Genomic DNA, 19,082 nt, shown 5'->3' with positions numbered 1-19,082 from the left:
CTTTTAAAAGAAAAAAATGAAAACCTATTTAATCATTTTCGTCCTTTTATTCACTACTGGAATTCAAGCTCAAGATTGGAATTTAGATTTTGAAAAAGCAAAAAAAATCGCTTCTGAAGAAGACAACCCGATCATTCTTGTTTTTCAAGGTTCAGATTGGTGCGCGCCTTGTATAAAATTAGACCGAGAAATTTGGTGTAGTGATGAATTTAAAAGTTACGCAAAAGATCATTTTGTAATGCTGAAAGCCGATTTTCCGAGGAGAGAAAAAAATGCACTTTCTAAAGAACAACAAGAAAAAAATAATCAACTAGCTGAAAAATATAACCCAAACGGCTATTTTCCTTTCGTGATCATTTTAAATAAAAATGGAGAAATTTTAGGAAAAACCGGCTACGAAAAAATGACACCCGAAAAATATATTGCTCATCTTAATTCATTTATCAACTAATGGTAAAAAAGGGAATTTTCATAATATTTTTTATTTTCTTTCAACAGCTTTGCGCCCAACAGACCTTTAAGCGAACCTTAAAATTAATGGGCTGCAAATTCGATATTACGGTAGTTGCCGAAAATAAAAATTTAGGCGATGAATATATAGATACAGCGGTAGCAGAAATTCAGCGAATCGAAAAATTAATTTCTTCTTGGAATCCCGACTCGCAAACTTCAGCTATCAATAAAAACGCCGGAAAGCAAGCCGTAAAAGTAGATCGAGAATTATTCAACTTAATTCAACGTGCTATACAAATTTCAAAATTAACCGATGGCGCTTTCGATATAAGTTATGCCTCGATGGATAAAATCTGGAAATTCGACGGAAGCATGCAAAAAATGCCTTCCGAAGAAGAAATAAAAGCTTCTGTTTCCAGCGTTGGTTTTCAAAATATCGAACTAAACGCAGAAAATTCTACCGTTTTTTTAAAAAAAGAAGGAATGAAAATCGGTTTTGGGGCAATTGGTAAAGGTTACGCGGCAGATAGCGCAAAAGATTTATTAATTTCCAAAGGCGTAAAAGCCGGAATTATAAATGCTTCTGGCGATATGAATACGTGGGGAACGCAAATTTCTGGAGAATCTTGGAAAATTGCTATTACCAATCCAATGGATAAAAACAAAGCATTTGCGCTCTTACCAATTCAAGAAGGCGCGGTTGTTACTTCAGGCAATTATGAAAAATATGTAGAATTTAACGGAAAACGCTACACACATATCATAGATCCGCGAACCGGATATCCGTCAAGCGGAATAATTAGCGCCACAGTTTTTGCACCGAAAGCAGAATTAGCCGATGCGCTAGCAACTTCTATTTTTGTGATGGGAAAAGAAGTTAGTTTAAACCGAATAAACCAACTGCCAAAAATAGAATGTATTATTATAGACGATCAAGGAAATATTTTCACTTCAAATAATATTAAAATAAATAGCGATGATTAAACGACTTTTAATTTTCATCTTCATAGCAAGTGCGGCAAGTTCTTGCACGGTGGTAAAAGAATATGAAAAAGTTTACATAAACGATCCCAATATGGTAATTGGCACCAAAAAAGTAGACCGTTTTGAAACTAATTTTCAAGCTTATCGAGAATCGGCTGCCGGCGCAAACGGTGGAAAAACCGGTGGTGGTTGCGGCTGTAATTAATCAAAATAAATGAGGAAAATAATTTTATTTAGTATTGCAATTTTCTTGGTAAAAGTTGGCTTTTCGCAAGATTCTACTGCTACTTACAAAAAAAGAGTTTTAGAAAGTACAGAAGTAGATTTGCTAGCCAGTTATTACACACAAGATGGAAATAACGCGGCAGTTAGCGGCGGAATTGGTACTGAAAGACTTACCGATGTAACGCCAACCATTGTAGTTTCAATACCACTAAACGAAGATGATATTTTAATGATCGACGCCGGAGTTTCGGCTTATACTTCTGCTTCGTCTAGCAACATCGATCCGTTTGATGGTGGAAAAAAAGCCGATCCTTTTCAGGCATCTTCTGGAGCTTCTTCTAGCGATACTTGGGCAAACGTGACTGGAAATTACACACATAGCTCAGACGATAGAAATAAAATTTGGAACGCCAAAGTTTCGGTCTCTACGGAATACGATTATTTTTCGCTAGGTTTTGGTGGAAGTTACACACGATTATTCAACGAAAAAAATACTGAAATCAGTTTAAAAGCCAATGTTTATTTAGACAAGTGGAATTCAATTTACCCTATAGAATTGCGTCCTTTTGCTGAAAACGGAAATGGATTAAATAATAGATTATTTCAATCGAACACAATTACGGGAAATCAAAATTATGCGCCGCGTTTTGCTGAATTTCAAGATGAAACGCGAAATTCTTATTCGGTTGGATTAAGTTTCGTTCAGATTTTATCAAAAAGAATGCAAGGGAATTTAATGCTAGATGTTGTTCAACAACAAGGTTTACTTTCTACACCATTTCAACGGGTATATTTTTCTGACGTTGAAAATTCTTATATTGAAAATTTTCAACTTGCCGACGCGATTGAACAATTACCCGATACGCGATTTAAAGTTGCCCTAGGTGGAAGGTTAAATTATTACCTAAATGAAACTTTTGTACTTCGCACATATTACCGCTATTATTTTGATGATTGGGGAATTAATTCGCACACCGCAAGTCTGGAAATTCCTATAAAAATATCTGAGAAATTTACTCTTTATCCTTCGTATCGGTATTATTCACAAACAGCAGCAGATTATTTTGCTCCGTATGAAAAGCATCTTTCAACAGAAAAATTTTATACTTCAGATTACGATTTATCTAATTTCAATGCTAATCAATACGGCTTTGGTGTGACTTATACCGATATTTTTACCAGTTTTAAAATTTGGAGTTATGGTTTAAAATCCATCGATTTAAAATATCATTATTACGAGCGTAATACTGGATTAACGGCTTCCATAATTTCCGGCGGGTTTAAATTTATATTAAATTAAAAATTTTTAAAAATGGCATTACAAGAAGAATTAGAGCAACAAGGTATTTGGCTTTTTAAATATAGAAGTTTTCTTCCACTGGTAATTTTATTCATCGGAACAACGCTTTATTTAAGAACAGAAATTTATCCAGAAACTTTCTTTTTAGAAGAAACTCCTTATGAAATTTATTATGAAATGGCTTGTTTATTTTTAAGTCTATTAGGTTTATTTATAAGAGTTTATACAGTTGGTCATACACCTAAAAACACTTCAGGAAGAAATACTACACAAGGTCAAGTTGCCGATACGTTAAATACGTCAGGAATGTATTCAATAGTTCGACATCCTCTGTACGTTGGTAATTTTTTAATGTGGGTTGGTCCCGCAATGCTTACCGGAAATTTATGGTTTATCGTTGCTTTTTGTCTTTTTTATTGGATTTATTATGAACGAATTATGTATGCTGAAGAACAATTTTTAAGAAGAAAATTTGGAAACCATTATGCAAAATGGGCAGAAAATGTTCCGGCATTTGTACCAAATTTTAGAAATTTCAGAAAATCTAATCTTCCTTTTAGTTGGAAAAAAGTTTTGAAAAAAGAGAAAAACGGATTGTTTGCCTTATTTTTAATTTTCTTCATCTTTGATTTTTCAGGAGAACTCATTGAAAATGAAACCGATTATAATTATTTTTTAATCGCAATGTGTTTATTAACCGGAATTAGCTATATAATTCTGAAAATAATAAAAAAGAAAACCACTTTATTAAACGAAAAAAACAGATAGCTTTTTGATGTTTATTATATTTGAAATTAACTTAAAAACATATTTTTATGAAATTACTTAAAATGATTACCGTAGCTTTTTCATTTTTAATGATTGTAGCTTGTGGCGAAAAAACTGACGTGGTAGAATCGGGAACTTACCAAGGAAAAATTAAAGAAGTGGAAGCTGAAAAAACTGAAATTTACGTTACCACAGCAGACGATAAAATCCTTGAACTTTACTTTACCGATGAAACTACGTTAACAAAAGACGGCAAACCAGTTGATTTTTCTATGCTGAAAGAAAACCAACAAGTTGAAGTAAAAGTTGAAAAAACAGGAAATAGATTAGATCCTATTTCAGTAAAAATTATGGAATAATCCTGTATGGAAACATTACCAGATTTTTGGCGGACAACGACTTTTCATCCGTTGTCCGTTCATTTTCCAATTGTTTTATTACTTTTTGCTTTCCTTTTTAAAAGCATCTCACTTTTTTCAACCAAAGAAACCTTTAAATTAGGTGGAAGCATTTTATTAATCGCCGGAACAATAAGCGCGTGGATTGCAATTTACACCGGTAATTTAGCCGATGGAATTGTTTCTAGAAAACTTTGCGACCCAACCGTTTTAAAAGATCACGAAAATTTTGCATTTACCACGGCTTGGTTATTTACCGCCGCAAGTGTAATAGATCTTTTTATACATTTTAAAGTTTTAGCTTCCTTAAAAAAGTGGATAAATTATCTTTTAATTTTACTTCTTTTAGGTGGAACATCTTGTCTTTTTTATGTGGGTCACCTAGGAGCAACCTTAGTTTATCAACAAGCAGCCGGCGTTTATACACCGTCAGAACATTGTGAAGAATTTTAATATTACTGATTTTTAAGTGCTTTCATCATTGAAACCGCAGAGCTGGTTCCAATTCTATCGGCTCCGGATGCAATAAAATTCTGTGCCGTATGAACATCTCTAATTCCGCCGGAAGCTTTTATTTTAGCTGAATTACCGACTTCTTCTTTTATAAATTTTACATCTTCAATAGTTGCGCCGCCAGAACCAAAACCGGTAGACGTTTTTATAAAATCTACGCCAGAATTTATTAATAGCCGACAAGCAACACGTTTTTCTTCAGTCGTTAAATAACAAGTTTCAATAATAACTTTTAAGATTTTTTCTCCCATCGTTGTTTTAATGGAAGTCAACTCTTCTTCTATAGCTTTGTAGTTTTTACTTTTAAGTAATCCTAAATTAAGAACCGTATCGATTTCATCGGCGCCGGCTTGCAAATTAATTACCGTTTCTTCTAATTTTGCTTTGGGTTGAGCCATTCCTAATGGAAAATCTGTAACCGCAACAAGTTTTACATCAGAATCTTTTAAAATACTTTTGGCTAATTTTAAATAACTACCGTGAATACAAACGCCAATAAATTGATATTTTATCGCCTCTTCACATAATATTTCAATATCGCTAACGGTAGCTGTACTTTTTAATAAAGTGTGATCAATATATCTGTTAAGCTCCATAAAAATTATAATAAATTAACGAATAAAAACCGGTTCGTTTTCATTTTCGGTATATTTTTCACTGAATTGATAATCATCATAATTAAAACCTTTAAGATCGTTTAAGGTTTGTGCGTTAGTATCGACAATGTAGCGCGCCATGGAACCACGTGCTTTCTTTGCGTAAAAACTGATGATTTTTAGTTTGCCATTTTTGAAATCTTTAAAAACAGGGGAAATAATTTTCGCTTTTAATTTATTGGCATTTACTGCTTTAAAATATTCGTTACTAGCTAAATTTATAAAAAGTTCACCATCTTCTAACTCTTCGTTTAATGATTTTGTGATTTTCTCTTTCCAAAATTCATACAGATCATTTTCTTTGCCTAAACTTAGTTTTGTTCCCATTTCTAATCGGTAAGGCTGAATTAAATCTAGCGGACGCAAAACGCCATACATTCCCGATAAAATTCGTAAACTATTCTGCATTAAATCTAATTTTTCGGTCGGTAACGAATACGCACTTAAACCCGTATAAACATCACCAGCGAAGAGATACATCGCCGGGCGGGAATTTTGCTTATTATGTTCTTCTTCAAAATCTTGGTATCGCGTATAATTTAAATCTGCCAATTTATCGCTAATATTCATTAAATCGGCAATCTCTTTTTTACTGAAGCGTGAAAGTTTACGATTTATCTTTATTGCTTCTTCTAAAAATTGTGGCTGCGTTCCACGTTGTGTTGGTATTTTGCTTTCTTGATCTAATGATTTTGCCGGCGAAACTACAATTTTCATCTAATGGAATTTTAAGTTCACTGTAAAAATAGAATTTATTGAAGAAAAATGACAGTTTTTTAATTCTTCTCCGCAATTATATTACCTGCTTTTGAATTTATGCGTTTGCAATAGGGATAGCAGCGGCATCCTTTTTTTGCTTTTATAAATGGCAAAAAAAAGATATAGCGGATAGCCCGACCTGAAAACGCTAGTTTGAAGGGATTGCCCTATAAAACTTCTTTCTGATTTTTAGCGTAATTTCTCCATTTTTCGATGCATTGCTGCATATCATCAGGAATTTCAGAATCGAAACGTAACCAATCGCCTGTTTTTGGATGCTCAAATCCTAATGTTTTGGCGTGTAAAGCCTGGCGCGGTAAAACTTTAAAACAATTATCGACAAATTGTTTGTATTTGGTAAATGAGGTTCCTTTTAGAATTTTATCGCCGCCGTAACGTTCGTCGTTAAAAAGTGTGTGACCGATATGTTTCATATGAACACGAATTTGATGTGTTCTTCCGGTTTCTAATTTGCAAGAAACCATAGTAATGTAACCAAAACGCTCTAAAACTTTAAAATGAGTTACAGCTGGTTTTCCATTCTCGGCTTCATCACCTTCATAAACTGTATTTTGCAGGCGATTTTTAGGATGACGACCAATATTTCCTTCTATTTTTCCTTCTTCATCTTCAACATTTCCCCAAACTAAAGCTACATATTCACGTTCGCTGGTTTTATTGAAAAACTGTTTTGAAAGATGCGCCATCGCATCTTCAGTTTTTGCCACCACCAACAATCCGCTTGTTTCTTTATCGATTCTATGAACCAAACCAGGTCTATCGCTACTGTTATTTGGCAAATTTTCAAAATGATAAACCAAAGCATTTATAAGTGTTCCGGAGTAATTTCCGTGCCCGGGATGCACTACCATTCCCGCAGATTTATTTACCACCAAAAGGGTATCGTCTTCATAAACAATATCTAAGGGAATATCTTCGGGAGTTAATAAAAACTCATAAGGCGGATGTTCAAAAAGTACTTTTACCTCATCGCCAGCTTTTACTTTGTAATTTTGCTTTACAGTTTCTCCGTTGACGTAAACATTTCCGTTTTTTGCGGCTTGCTGAATTTTATTCCGCGTAGCATTTTCAACAAAATTCATTAAAAATTTATCGACGCGTAAAGGATCTTGCCCTTTTGAAGCTATGAAACTATAATGCTCGTAAAGCTCGTCACTTCCTTCATTAAAATCTTCTTCTTTCTGCATGTTATTCTTCACTATTATAATTTCGGGTTCCGTCTCCTAATACTAAATTAATAACTGTTGTTTTCATTAACTTATCGCCAGCCTTAATTGTTTTTCCTTTTGCTCGCATTTCAAGCACTACGTCTTTTCCGATATCGGGTTTATAGGTAATATCGCCAATTTCAAAACCTAGCGAACGTAAAGTAGGAATTACCTGACGTTTAGTTCTACCGAGTAATTTTGGAACTTCAACTTTTGCATAACCTGAAGGATTCAGCGTTAAATATATTTTTCGATTTTCTTTTACTTGTTTTCCGGCAGCAGGAACTTGTTCAATCACTGCGTATCTTGGATAATCGGGATTGTAATTTGCAGAATCTAGAATTTCTCGGCGTAAATTCATTTCCTCAAGTTTTTTATCGACCACGTCTAAACTCAATCGAGATAAATCTGGAACTTTTATACGTTGGTCATGGTTTGTGGTATAATTTAACCACTGTGCACTTAAAAACCCCAATATCACGACTACCAAAGCGGCAATTACTAATTGAAGTAAAAATTTTTTACTGAAAATGAATTTAAAAAAGCTCATTATTATCGAAGATTATTGCGCAAAGATATAAAAACACCCGTATTTTTGTTCGAAATTAGTAAAGTGATAATTTAAAAACGTCTTTTCGCTTAATTTATTTAGTATGAAGAAAAAAATTGCCATCGCAATGGGCGGTTATTCAAATGAATATAAAATTTCATTGAATAGCGGAAATCTGGTTTATAAGCAAATCGATACAACTATTTACGAAGCTTATCGCGCTCATATTTTAGAAGAAGGTTGGTTTGTGGTAACCGATGATGAACAAAAACATCCAATCGATAAAGCCGATTTTTCAATTACTATAAATGGAGAAAAAATAATTTTTGATTGTGTTTTTAATATTATTCACGGAACGCCAGGCGAAGATGGTATTTTTCAAGGATATTTAGAAATGCTGAATATTCCGCAAACCGCTTGCGATTATTACCAAGCTGCGCTCACATTTAATAAACGCGATTGCATTAGTATTTTAAAAGCCTACGGAATAAAAACCGCGACAAATTATTTTCTGAATAAAGGTGATGAAATTTTAGAAGATGAAATTATTGATCGCGTTGGTTTACCTTGTTTTGTAAAAGCCAATAAAGCGGGAAGTAGTTTTGGCGTTTCTAAAGTAAAGCGGAAAGAAGATTTAATGGAAGCAATTCATTTTTCCTTTCAAGAAGATGAAGAGGTTATTATAGAATCATTTCTCGATGGAACCGAAGTTTCCGTTGGTGTAATTGAATATAACAATGAAATAGTCGCACTTCCGGTAACCGAAATTATTTCTGAAAATGAATTTTTTGATTACGAGGCTAAATATTTAGGGCAATCGCAAGAAATAACGCCGGCAAATATTTCTGAAAAAGATACCCGTAGCGTTCAAGAACAAGCAAAGCGCATTTTTAAAATTTTAAAGTTAAAAGGACTTACAAGAGCCGAATTTATTTTTTATAACAATGAACCGCATTTTGTGGAAATTAATACGTGTCCCGGTTTAAGCGAAGCGAGTATTCTGCCGCAACAAGCAAAAGCTGCCGGAATCACGTTAAAAGATTTGTTTAGCAATGTTATTGAAGCCGCATTGAAGGATCGTTAAGTCTTCAGTTTTACTTATCTTCACTTTTGAAAAATTAACCGATTATGAAAAGAGCTGTTTTTCCGGGGTCTTTTGATCCGATAACTTTAGGTCATTACGATATTATTGAACGCGGATTAAAATTATTTGATGAAATTATCCTCGCCATTGGCGTAAATGCCGATAAAAAGTATATGTTTTCGCTAGAACAGCGGAAAGAATTTTTAGAAGCCACCTTTGCCAACGAACCCAAAATAAAAATTAAAACTTATCAAGGGTTGACAGTCGATTTTTGTAAAAAAGAGAAAGCCGAATTTATTTTGCGCGGTTTACGTAATCCGGCTGATTTTGGATTTGAAAAAGCCATTGCACACACCAACCGAAAATTAGAGCAAATTGAAACGATTTTCTTATTAACTTCTAGCGGAAAAAGCTATATCTCCTCTTCTATTGTTCGTGATGTTATACGCAATAATGGCGATTACACCATGTTAGTTCCTGATGCGGTTAGGGTTTAATATAGTTAGTAGTTAGTAAAATACGTCTTGCTGAACTTGTTTAACTTCGTTGAATTTTCGATTTTAGCATCGCATCAACACTATTCTCAATAATCTGGATGAGACCCTGAAATAAATTCAGGGTGACGTGCCACTTCTATTTACCAATAAAAAATTATTGCATATACTTTTTCAAAATTGAAATATGCTCTTCTTTAGTTTGGCTGTAATTAGTTTGCGCTACAACTTCATTATTTTCATTAAATACAATAAAATCTGAATATCCCATTTCTTTATAATCACAACTTTCACAAATACCTTGAATCGTCTTTTTTAAGAAACCAAACAAAGGCTTATCTTTTAGAATATAAAAAGGTTCTTCATAACCATAATAAAAAAGATGATCTTCTAACTCTTCCTTGTTCTTTTCTTTGGTCTTGGTTACTAAAAATAATTTGAAGTTTTTTTGAGTTGAATTTTTATACAATTCATCTAAATCAGGAAAAATATCTCTACTTGCCGGACAAAATTGATCAAAAATAAAGGCTATTTTATATTCTTTTTCACTTTCTAAAATTTCTTTTTTTAATTCTTCAAGCTCGATAAGCTGAATATTAGTTTTAAATTTTGTCTCTTGAGCAGTTATAGAAAAACAAGAAGCCAAGAAAAAACTAATAATAACTAAATACCTCATCCTTTATAATTTACTCTCCCCAACTTCTATTTACATTTTCTAGAACAAATCTTCGCATATGAGACGAAAGCTCCCAACGTTCTTGTAAATCTATATTAAACAAGATTATTTGAATATTTTCTCCTTTTGCTTTTTGTCGCATAAGCACATTATACCATTCGCTCCATATTTCAATGACTTGTGCTGTTTGTTCACTTTCAGTCAAATCCCAATTAACTACAAATGTATAATCGTACTTTTTGGGATCATCGTAATCTTTTCCTGTTTTGTAATGTACAATTTTAGAAGTCCAAAAATCTAAGTTAGGCTCATTTTTCTCAGGTCTCTTTCTAATTTTTTTAAAATTCGCCAATTTCTTTTCTGAAGTTATATTGTTTATACTTTCTAAAAACTTCCCTTCCGCATTAAACACATAAATTATAGGCGAACTAAGAAATTTAGATTCAGAATAAGGCTTAAAACTATTTTCAAAATCTTTAGTAATATAAATATCTTCTTCCTGAAATGGAAGTTCATACCTTTCAATATATGCCTCTAAAGAATCTGAATTTTTAAAATTGTAGGTATATTCTTTTTGTGCATTTACTGAAAAAGATAAAATCAGTAACAAATAAAACATTTTTTTCATAGTAAAGTTTCAAAAAACCTCTTTAGTAAATTGATATAATGAGGTTTATGTTATTTTATAAGTTAATTAATGAATAGTATCTTCCAGAAAAAATACTGCTGCAAATATATATTTAAATTGAATATAAAATTTTAGAAATTATTTTTTCTTGAAAGTGAGTTAAAACAAAAACTTCACTCCTACACCACCATAATAATTTCTTGGATTTCCCGGGTAATAATAACGTGGTTCGCTGTTGCCAAAGCCAATGGCATTCGGTAAAATGCTTACTGCATACTGTTCATTAAACACATTATTTATTCCGGCTTGAAAGTTAATCCTTAAAAAATCGATTGCTTTTAATTCATAAGCTGCTTTTAAATTAACTAATTGATAAGCATCACTGTATTTTGAATTCTCATCGTTCAACGGTATTTCGGAAACAAATAAGGCATTGCTATAGAATGAAAATCCGTTTTTCGTTTGCACATCTAATCCAAGATTTATTTTTTTATCAGGAACGCCGGTAAGTTCATTTCCGCTGTAATTGTTTCCTTGATCGGTAAATTCATCAAATGAATATTCATTAAAACTCGCAGAAAAGTAAGGTTTCAGCCGAATAAAATCAGAGAGTTCTACATTATAATTCAGCAAAATTTCTAATCCGTTGTGATCGGTTTTTCCGGCATTAATTCCCACATACCGATCTTCAGCAACACGCCGCGCCACCAACAAATCGGATACTTGAATCGTGTACAAGGAAATTTCTGTATATAAATTTTTAAACCAGGTTCCTTTAAAACCGATTTCATAATTCCAACCGGTTTCGGGATTTAATGTGGTATTAATTCTTCCTTCTGGAGTTAAGGTTTCATCTACCGTGGGAATGGAAAAGCCTTTGCTAATGCTAGCATACAAATTTTTAGTAGAAGAAATTTTATAAAGTGCCGCGATTCGTGGTGACCATTCGGTATTAAATTGATAGTTTCCCGATTGATCGATTTCATCTTCCGCAAATAAATCAGTTATTTCATAATCCGTTTGATTGATATTAATTCCTGCTTCTATTTTCCATCGTTTGGAAAGCGATAAATTTACTTGCCCAAAAAAATTGTAATAATTTCGATTTTGATCGGCATAAGCAATTGTATTTCCGCGAACGCTTCCTTCACCCGGAAAATCTTCATATAAATTTTCGAAATTGCTCCCGCTGTAATTTTCATTTAAAATTTCAGCCCCAAAACTCGTTTTTAGCGGAAGTTTAAAAATTTCAGTAGTAAAATTAAAACGCGTTCGTACACCCAAATTATAACTTTCTTCTTTTAAAATATCAAAAGGTCGCGGTTCATAAGCATCTTTATAGTTGATGAAAATGCTGGTCGAATTTTTGAAGTTTTCAGAAAATTGATAAGAATACGACATACCAAATAAAACTTTATCATAGGATTCAAATCCTTTTGCCTGTTTCCAAGTAAATGCAGCTTGACTGGGGTTTTCATTAAAATCTGTTTCACTAATCGAACTCGGAATAAAAGCTTTTAAGCGCGTGAAATTCCCAATAAAAGACAAAGTAGATTTAGTTGAAGCATATAGATTTCCATTTAAGGTGAGGGATTTTCGATCGTAAGCGGAATTTTCTCGATAACCATCTTGCTCTATATGCGTATAATTTGCGAAAATATTTCCTGAAGCAGAACTAAAACCGGTATTCACCGAATTATTTACTAATTGATAACTCCCGAAGGTAGAAGAAACTTCCGCAAAGCTTTCGTTATATCTCGGTTTTTTGGCATATAAATTTATAACACCTCCTAAACCGGAACCGTAAATACTGGAATTTGGTCCTTTTATAATTTCAACATGATCGATGCTTTCTGGTGCAATATCATTTATAACCGTTTGTCCGTCCCCAGAACTTATTGGGATTTCATTAAAGTATGCTTTTACACGATTGGTACCGTATTGTGCTCGCGCGCCAATTCCACGAATGGAAATTCGGTTGGTATTTAGAGCGCCTTCTTGGGTAAAAACCCCAGGTTTTCGGTTAAACGATTCGGTTAATAAAGTAGCTGACGTTCGTGTTAATTCTTCGGAATCTAAATAATTTACCGCCGCCGGAATCGATTGCATTTCTTCTTCAATAGAAGTCGATTGAATCAATACTTTTTCTAAGGAAGTGCTATCTTTTTTTGTAGTATTTTGTTGTGCTTTCGCAGAAATTATTCCGAAAAAACACAACAAAATTCTTATGCTTGTTTTTTTCAATTGAAAAATAAACTTATTGTTGATTTGCGGTTACTCTCCAAATAATTCCGCCGTCATCATCATTCACTAAAAGTGAACCATCTAACGCTTGTGCCACGCCAACCGGACGACCGTGAACTAAAGATTCTTCTTCATTTTGAATAAAACCGGTTAGAAAATCTTCGGGTTGTTGTGGTTTTCCGTTTTTAAAAGGAATAAAAACCACTTTATATCCACTTAAAATTGAACGATTCCACGAACCGTGTTGACCAACAAAAGCACCGTTTTTATATTTTGCAGGAAATTTATTGCCAGTATAAAATTGGAATCCGAGTGAAGCGGTGTGCGCACCTAAGGGAACATCAGGAATAATTGCTTTTTCAACCATTTCTGGATGCGGATCGTCTTTCCAGCGTGGATCCTTAATTTGCCCGTAATACGAATACGGCCAACCATACCAACCGCCTTCTTTAACGCTCGTGGCATAATCTGGCACTAAATTATCGCCTAATTTATCGCGTTCGTTTACAGCGGTCCATAATTCACCCGTTACCGGATTCCAATCCATCCCGACAGGATTCCTTAAGCCGGAAGCATAAATTTTTTCACCAGTTCCATCAGGATTAATTTCTAAAATCCCGGCTCTTCTTTTTTCTTTTTCCATTCCGTGTTCGCCAACATTACTGGAAGAACCCACTGTAATGTATATTTTAGTTTGCTCTTTATTGCTGATGATATTTCGCGTCCAATGATGATTGTAACCGCCGGCTGGTAATGCTAAGATTTTTTCAGGTTTTGCATCGATTTTTGTTTGTCCTTTTTTATACGGATAACGCACTAAACCATCAACATTAGCAACGTAGAAATAATTGTTGAGGATTAGCATTCCGTAAGGCTGATTTAAATCTTCTAAAAATAAAAAACGCTCATCAACTTTACCATCCTTGTTACTATCGCGTAATAAGGTTATTTGATTGGCGCTACTTCGAGCATCATCACTTTCAACTACAAAATAATCGCCATTTTCAGCCACATAGGTTCTTCGTGGATGTTTTAAATTATCTGCAAAACGTTCAACTTTAAAACCAGCCGGCGCACTAGGCTTCTCATTTGCTTTCCAGTTAACAATCTCACTTGTTTTTCGTACAGATTTTGTACTGAATGGAGGCGGAAGCGTTAATTCCCCCACAGCAGTTTCTACGGTAGTTGAAGTACTATCTTGTTGAATTTCTTCTTTTTCCTGTTCGGTTACTTTTCGGTTATTTTTACAACTCCCAATCAACAAAACAAGGCTGAAAAATAAGCCGAAATAAAGATAATTTCTTTTCATAAAAATTCATTTTTCACTAAAGTAAGCGATTAATAAGAGGAGGCTTATTTAAATTTTCTAAATTAATAGTATTTTAACAAAGCAAAATCCCCACTAAAGTTTACGAACAATTATGGCAAGCCATTAGATTTCTTTACTTTTGGATACTTGAATTTTTATTTTATGAAAAAAGTCCTTTTATTTTTTCTTATTGCAAGTTTAGCAAGTTGTGATTTTTCAAAATATCGTCTCGTAAAAGAATACGATTTTACAACACGTTTTGAAAAATCTGAAGGAAAAGAAACGGCAACCTATCCTGAAATTATAAAATTTTATGAAGATTTAGACGATGCATTTACCTCTGTTTCTATGGAAGAATACGGGGAAACGGATAGTGGCGAACCCTTACATTTAGTGATTTACAATCCTGATAAAGATTTTGATTTTGAAGATTTACAAAAAGATAAAAATATTCTCTTTATAAATAACGGAATTCATCCTGGGGAAAGTGACGGTATTGATGCTACCATGTTAATGCTCAGGGATTTTGCACAAGATTTTATTCAGCTTCCTAAAAATACGGTTATTGCTGCAATTCCGGTGTATAATATTGGGGGTGCTTTAAACCGAAATTTCCATTCAAGAACCAATCAAAACGGACCAAAATCATATGGTTTTCGCGGCAATGCTCAAAATTATGATCTCAATCGCGATTTTATAAAAACCGACACCAAAAATACACGCGCTTTCGCGGAAATATTTCATCAGTTAAAACCCGATTTTTTTATTGATAATCACGTCAGTAATGGCGCCGATTATCAATACACCTTAACGCATCTTTTTACGCAGCACAATAAATTATCAGGGAAATTAGGAAATTACTTAGAAGAAGATTTTCGGGTAAAATTAGAAGATAGTCTGACTAAAAAAGATTGGTCAATTACACCCTATGTAAATGTATTTAATGAAAGTCCGGAAGTTGGTTTTTCGCAATTTTTAGATCATCCGCGTTATTCTACAGGTTATGTTTCGCTTTGGAATACACCAGGAATGATGGTAGAAACGCATATGCTAAAACCTTATAAAGAACGCGTAAAAGGAACGTATGAATTAATGCTTTCGGCAATTAAAATTTTAGAAAACGACGGCACAAAAATTAAAAATTTAAAGAAGGAAGCCGATAGTATTTTTCAACAGAAAAAAGAATATTATTTAAACTATGAAGTAGATAGCTCTCAAACTTCAACACTTGCTTTTAAAGGTTATGAAGCCGAAAGAATTAAAAGTAAAATCACTGGAAAAGATCGGTTAAAATATGATCGAAATAAACCTTATACAAAAGACATAAAATATTATAATTCTTTTAAACCTAGCGATACGGTTAACATTCCAAAGGCTTATATAATTCCGCAAGGTTGGTGGAAAGTGATCGATTTATTAAAACTGAATCAAATTGAAATGACCGCGCTCGAAAAAGATTCTATTATGGAAATTGAAAGTTATAGAATTGAAGATTACCAAACGCGCGAAAATGCTTACGAAGGTCATTATCCGCATTTTGCGACAAAAGTTTTTGCTTCAACTAAAAAAGTGAAATTTAGAAAAGGAGATTTTATTGTTGCTACAAATCAACTTGGAATTCGCTATTTATTGGAAACTTTAGAACCGATGGCAGTCGATTCGTTTTTTAACTGGAATTTCTTTGATACTATTCTTCAGCAAAAAGAACATTTTTCGCCCTACGTTTTTGAAGATTTAGCGTGGAATCTTTTACAGGAAAATCCTGAATTAAAACACAGGTTTGAAACCAAGAAAAAAGAAAACCGAGATTTCAGAAATAATTGGTACGCGCAATTAGATTGGATTCACAAGCAAACTTCGTATTATGAAGATGCGCATTTACAATACCCGATTTTTAGGATGCTGAATTAAATATTCTTTCGGAAAAAGCAACTTAATATTTTCGTAAGATTTTTTAAGTGCTTTTTGCGATTTTTCAAAATTTCGCCATTCCACTTTTGTAATTCCTTCTTGTTCCTGCGGAATTAATTCGCCGGCATAATCAGTTTTCATTTCAAACCAAAAAGTTTCTTTCAATTTAAATTTTCCGTTTCGCTTTAAAATATGATAGGTGGTTTGTAAAAATTTTGTGATTTCTATGTTTTCTACACCCGTTTCTTCTTCTACTTCACGAATGGAGGTTTCTTGAATATTCTCGTTTTTTTCAGCTTTTCCTTTAGGTAAATCCCAACGGTTATTTCGGTAAATAAATAAAATTTCGCCTTTCTCGTTAAAAACCATTCCGCCACCGGCTACAATCGTTTTTAGCTTCTTTTTTAGGTGTTTTAAAAGCTTCTCCTCTTTTTTGTGATAAAGGTTCACATAAAACAAGTCGCCTTTTATTACTTGTTTGATTATCCTTTTTATCTTTGCCTTTTTTATAGGAATTGATGTATATTGGTCACCAATATGCTTCTTTGTTGAAAGAATTATAGGAATATCATTTACAAAAACTTTATACATTTGCAAGTATGATTTTAAATAAAGAAACAGCGAAAAAAACTGCTGAATTGCTGTTGCAAATTAAGGCAATAAAATTAAATGCACAAGAACCTTTTATTTGGGCAAGCGGTTGGAAATCTCCAATCTATTGTGACAACCGAATTGTTCTGTCTTACCCGCCCATTCGAAATTTTATTCGAGAAAACATGGCAAAACAACTTGAAAAAGAATACGGAAGACCTGATGTTATTGCCGGCGTTGCTACCGGAGCCATTGGAATTGGAATGTTAGTTGCCGAATATTTAGGTTTACCATTTGTGTATGTTCGCCCAGAACCTAAAAAACACGGGAGACAAAACCAAGTTGAAGGTCATCTAGAATCCGGAAAAAATGTAGTGGTTGTTGAAGATTTAATTAGTACCGGAAAGAGCAGTTTAAACGCAGTAAAAGCTTTGAAAGAAGCCGGAGCAAATGTAAAAGGAATGTTAGCTATATTTTCTTATGGCTTCGATATTTCGAAAGAAAATTTTGAAAAAGAAAATATAAAAGTGAATGTTTTAAGTAATTATAATCATTTGGTAGATCAAGCCTATAAAACGAATTACTTAAAAAAAGAAGAAGTAGAAACCTTAAAAAAATGGAGAACCGACCCAGCTAATTGGTCTCCTAAATAAAAAATTATGCATTTAGAAAGCAACGTAAGTACTGTAAATAAAAGTCAAAAAGAAACATTTGATTTTTTAACAGAAGTAAGCAATTACGAAAAAATAATGCCCGAGAGTATTCAGAAATTTGAAATTTTAGATAAGGATAGTTTTTTATTTCAGCTGAAAGGAATGCCGGAAATTGCGCTTGAAATTCAAGAGAAAAACCCGAATGATTTAGTAATTCTAGGCGCAAAAAGTGATAAATTATCGTTTACACTTAAAGCCGATATTAAAGCTTTGGATGAAAATTCAAGTCAAGTACAATTACTTTTTGATGGCGAATTTAATAGTATGATGGCTATGATGATAAAATCTCCTTTAAAGAAATTTATAAATACACTAAGTGAAAATCTTGGTAATTTATAAATGAAAAAAGCTGTCTAAACCTAGGTTTAGACAGCTTTTTTTTATGCATTTCCAGTTTATGATTTTCCGGTAGGTTTTATAAGCAACTCGTTTACATTAACTTCTTCAGGTTGCGAAATTGCGTAGTATACCGCATTCGCAATATGCTCAGGTTTAAGTTTCGCTTCATCGCCGCCGTAATCTTTATCTTCTAATAATTCTTTGTCGGTAATATCTTCGCGTAAATCGGTATCTACTGTTCCCGGTTCTATAGAAGTGACGCGAATATTAAATTCAGGAGAAAGTTCCATTCGCATCGCTTTTGAAAGTTCAATAACCGCAGCTTTTGAAGCTCCGTAAATTGCGCCGCCTTCAAAAATTTCCTTTCCATCTACCGAAGCAATATTTATAATATGTCCATTTTTTTGAGATTTCATATCGGGTAAAACTTCGTAAATACAGCGCAGAGTACCTTTTACATTTACATCAATTGTTTGCATCCATTCTTCGATATGACGATTTTTTAAATAACTGAGTGGCATTACTCCTGCACAATTTACTAAAATATCGATGGTTGAAAATTTTTCTTTGATTTTTTGAAATGCATTTGCTACTGAATCTGAATCGGTCACATCCATCTTAACCGCTAAACTTTCAACCTTTAACTCTTTTTGAATTTTATTTAATTTTTCAATATCTCTACTAGCAAGAATTATTTTGCAATTTTCCGCTGCTAATTTCTCAACAATCGCTTTTCCTATTCCACTACTTGCTCCGGTAATTAAAGCTACTTTAGTTTTCATTTTTTATTTTCAAGGTCTTGTTTTTAAGTGGAAAGGATGTTAAATAATTTCAAAATAACACGTATTTAACTTTATAAAATTAATATAGAAACTAATAGAATTTCATCTTTCATTATTAGTTATTTTAATTTTACAAAGATTAAAAGTAATCCTTTTTTAATTGAAAAGGTGGAAACGAGAAAGTTATGTAAACTATTTTTTATCTAGGAATATGCTTATCTACTAAAGCAATATATTTTTGTTTAGCTTGCTTTTTCGATAAATGTTTTACTTGAAAAAGAGCGTTCATTTTAAAAGCTCCTACCAATTGGGTTTCATCAAGATTTTCTAATTGATGTGGCGTATTATCGCCTGTTGCTCTTTTGTAATAGGCATAAAAATGAAGCATAATATCAGGAGGAAATCGCAAGGAGGTTTTACTGGCTCTTTCGAAAGCCTCTTCAAAATTACGGTCTAAATCTTGATTTTCCATAGAA

23 protein-coding genes are annotated in these 19,082 nt (G+C 33.1%); 12 read left to right on the top strand and 11 right to left on the bottom strand.

What is annotated here, in order from left to right:
• Window positions 1-16 precede the first annotated feature (16 nt).
• The 7 genes from ACFFGL_RS02640 to ACFFGL_RS02610 are packed head-to-tail and all read left to right on the top strand — an operon-like array spanning window position 17 to window position 4,581.
• Window positions 17-451, top strand: a complete 435-nt coding sequence (locus ACFFGL_RS02640; protein ID WP_309728969.1) for a thioredoxin family protein — start codon at window positions 17-19, stop codon at window positions 449-451.
• Window positions 451-1,437, top strand: a complete 987-nt coding sequence (locus ACFFGL_RS02635; protein WP_374708757.1) for an FAD:protein FMN transferase — start codon at window positions 451-453, stop codon at window positions 1,435-1,437. Before ACFFGL_RS02640 ends, ACFFGL_RS02635 begins: the two co-directional genes overlap by 1 nt.
• Complete coding sequence (locus ACFFGL_RS02630) at window positions 1,430-1,642, top strand: DUF4266 domain-containing protein (protein WP_309728973.1); 213 nt, start codon at window positions 1,430-1,432, stop codon at window positions 1,640-1,642. The genes ACFFGL_RS02635 and ACFFGL_RS02630 overlap by 8 nt, the downstream gene beginning before the upstream one ends.
• A 9-nt stretch (window positions 1,643-1,651) precedes the next feature.
• Complete coding sequence (locus ACFFGL_RS02625; RefSeq protein ID WP_309728975.1) at window positions 1,652-2,962, top strand: DUF3570 domain-containing protein; 1,311 nt, start codon at window positions 1,652-1,654, stop codon at window positions 2,960-2,962.
• A gap of 12 nt (window positions 2,963-2,974) precedes the next feature.
• Window positions 2,975-3,730, top strand: a complete 756-nt coding sequence (locus tag ACFFGL_RS02620; protein ID WP_309728977.1) for a methyltransferase family protein — start codon at window positions 2,975-2,977, stop codon at window positions 3,728-3,730.
• Between the two features lie 47 nt (window positions 3,731-3,777).
• A complete protein-coding gene (locus tag ACFFGL_RS02615; RefSeq protein WP_309728978.1) occupies window positions 3,778-4,089 on the top strand; it encodes a hypothetical protein in 312 nt (103 codons plus the stop codon).
• Between the two features lie 6 nt (window positions 4,090-4,095).
• Window positions 4,096-4,581 carry a DUF2231 domain-containing protein gene (locus tag ACFFGL_RS02610; RefSeq protein ID WP_309728980.1) on the top strand — a complete coding sequence of 162 codons (486 nt, stop codon included), beginning with the start codon at window positions 4,096-4,098 and terminating at the stop codon, window positions 4,579-4,581.
• 2 nt (window positions 4,582-4,583) lie between these two features.
• Here the strand turns inward: ACFFGL_RS02610 and deoC are convergent, their stop codons facing one another.
• The 4 genes from deoC to ACFFGL_RS02590 all read right to left on the bottom strand — a co-directional run bounded on the left by deoC (window position 4,584) and on the right by ACFFGL_RS02590 (window position 7,835).
• Window positions 4,584-5,237 carry a deoxyribose-phosphate aldolase gene (deoC, locus tag ACFFGL_RS02605; protein ID WP_309728982.1) on the bottom strand — a complete coding sequence of 218 codons (654 nt, stop codon included), beginning with the start codon at window positions 5,235-5,237 and terminating at the stop codon, window positions 4,584-4,586.
• A 15-nt stretch (window positions 5,238-5,252) separates the two neighbouring features.
• Window positions 5,253-6,014, bottom strand: a complete 762-nt coding sequence (gene yaaA, locus ACFFGL_RS02600) for a peroxide stress protein YaaA (RefSeq protein ID WP_309728983.1) — start codon at window positions 6,012-6,014, stop codon at window positions 5,253-5,255.
• Between the two features lie 209 nt (window positions 6,015-6,223).
• Window positions 6,224-7,264, bottom strand: coding sequence for an RluA family pseudouridine synthase (locus ACFFGL_RS02595; RefSeq protein ID WP_309729117.1), 1,041 nt, complete (start codon window positions 7,262-7,264; stop codon window positions 6,224-6,226).
• Window position 7,265: 1 nt separating this feature from the next.
• A complete protein-coding gene (locus ACFFGL_RS02590) occupies window positions 7,266-7,835 on the bottom strand; it encodes a PASTA domain-containing protein (protein ID WP_309728984.1) in 570 nt (189 codons plus the stop codon).
• Window positions 7,836-7,938: 103 nt separating this feature from the next.
• Here ACFFGL_RS02590 and ACFFGL_RS02585 point away from each other — a divergent pair, with 103 nt between their 5' ends.
• Together ACFFGL_RS02585 and coaD are read left to right on the top strand one after the other, a co-directional pair.
• Window positions 7,939-8,919: a D-alanine--D-alanine ligase gene (locus ACFFGL_RS02585; protein ID WP_309728987.1), complete on the top strand. Its 981-nt coding sequence runs from the start codon at window positions 7,939-7,941 to the stop codon at window positions 8,917-8,919.
• 44 nt (window positions 8,920-8,963) lie between these two features.
• A complete protein-coding gene (gene coaD / locus ACFFGL_RS02580; RefSeq protein ID WP_309728989.1) occupies window positions 8,964-9,416 on the top strand; it encodes a pantetheine-phosphate adenylyltransferase in 453 nt (150 codons plus the stop codon).
• Window positions 9,417-9,570: 154 nt separating this feature from the next.
• Here coaD and ACFFGL_RS02575 read toward each other — a convergent pair whose 3' ends face one another.
• From ACFFGL_RS02575 to ACFFGL_RS02560, 4 genes are all read right to left on the bottom strand, one after another.
• Window positions 9,571-10,089 carry a hypothetical protein gene (locus tag ACFFGL_RS02575; RefSeq protein WP_309728990.1) on the bottom strand — a complete coding sequence of 173 codons (519 nt, stop codon included), beginning with the start codon at window positions 10,087-10,089 and terminating at the stop codon, window positions 9,571-9,573.
• Between the two features lie 10 nt (window positions 10,090-10,099).
• On the bottom strand, window positions 10,100-10,717 hold the full coding sequence (locus tag ACFFGL_RS02570) for a hypothetical protein (RefSeq protein ID WP_309728992.1): 618 nt from the start codon (window positions 10,715-10,717) through the stop codon (window positions 10,100-10,102).
• Between the two features lie 159 nt (window positions 10,718-10,876).
• A complete protein-coding gene (locus ACFFGL_RS02565) occupies window positions 10,877-12,961 on the bottom strand; it encodes a TonB-dependent receptor family protein (RefSeq protein WP_309728993.1) in 2,085 nt (694 codons plus the stop codon).
• A 13-nt stretch (window positions 12,962-12,974) separates the two neighbouring features.
• Window positions 12,975-14,270: a PQQ-dependent sugar dehydrogenase gene (locus tag ACFFGL_RS02560; RefSeq protein WP_309728994.1), complete on the bottom strand. Its 1,296-nt coding sequence runs from the start codon at window positions 14,268-14,270 to the stop codon at window positions 12,975-12,977.
• Window positions 14,271-14,432: 162 nt separating this feature from the next.
• On the opposite strand from ACFFGL_RS02560, the gene ACFFGL_RS02555 reads away from it, so the two are divergent.
• Window positions 14,433-16,181, top strand: a complete 1,749-nt coding sequence (locus ACFFGL_RS02555; RefSeq protein WP_309728996.1) for a M14 family metallopeptidase — start codon at window positions 14,433-14,435, stop codon at window positions 16,179-16,181.
• Here ACFFGL_RS02555 and ACFFGL_RS02550 read toward each other — a convergent pair.
• The gene (locus ACFFGL_RS02550; RefSeq protein ID WP_309728998.1) at window positions 16,149-16,772 is read right to left on the bottom strand and encodes an NUDIX hydrolase; all 624 of its coding nucleotides are present in this window, start codon (window positions 16,770-16,772) and stop codon (window positions 16,149-16,151) included. The genes ACFFGL_RS02555 and ACFFGL_RS02550 overlap by 33 nt on opposite strands.
• Before the next feature lie 8 nt (window positions 16,773-16,780).
• On the opposite strand from ACFFGL_RS02550, the gene pyrE reads away from it, so the two are divergent.
• Together pyrE and ACFFGL_RS02540 are read left to right on the top strand one after the other, a co-directional pair.
• The gene (gene pyrE, locus ACFFGL_RS02545) at window positions 16,781-17,425 is read left to right on the top strand and encodes an orotate phosphoribosyltransferase (protein WP_309728999.1); all 645 of its coding nucleotides are present in this window, start codon (window positions 16,781-16,783) and stop codon (window positions 17,423-17,425) included.
• 6 nt (window positions 17,426-17,431) lie between these two features.
• Window positions 17,432-17,824, top strand: coding sequence for an SRPBCC family protein (locus tag ACFFGL_RS02540; protein WP_309729001.1), 393 nt, complete (start codon window positions 17,432-17,434; stop codon window positions 17,822-17,824).
• Window positions 17,825-17,880: 56 nt separating this feature from the next.
• Here ACFFGL_RS02540 and ACFFGL_RS02535 read toward each other — a convergent pair whose 3' ends face one another.
• Both ACFFGL_RS02535 and ACFFGL_RS02530 read right to left on the bottom strand, forming a co-directional pair.
• Window positions 17,881-18,606, bottom strand: coding sequence for an SDR family oxidoreductase (locus ACFFGL_RS02535; protein WP_309729004.1), 726 nt, complete (start codon window positions 18,604-18,606; stop codon window positions 17,881-17,883).
• Between the two features lie 199 nt (window positions 18,607-18,805).
• On the bottom strand, window positions 18,806-19,078 hold the full coding sequence (locus ACFFGL_RS02530) for an acyl-CoA-binding protein (RefSeq protein WP_309729006.1): 273 nt from the start codon (window positions 19,076-19,078) through the stop codon (window positions 18,806-18,808).
• Window positions 19,079-19,082 lie beyond the last annotated feature (4 nt).

Source organism: Mesonia maritima, assembly GCF_042433895.1.
Taxonomy (GTDB): domain Bacteria; phylum Bacteroidota; class Bacteroidia; order Flavobacteriales; family Flavobacteriaceae; genus Mesonia; species Mesonia maritima.
This window is presented reverse-complemented; position numbering and strand designations above follow the sequence as displayed.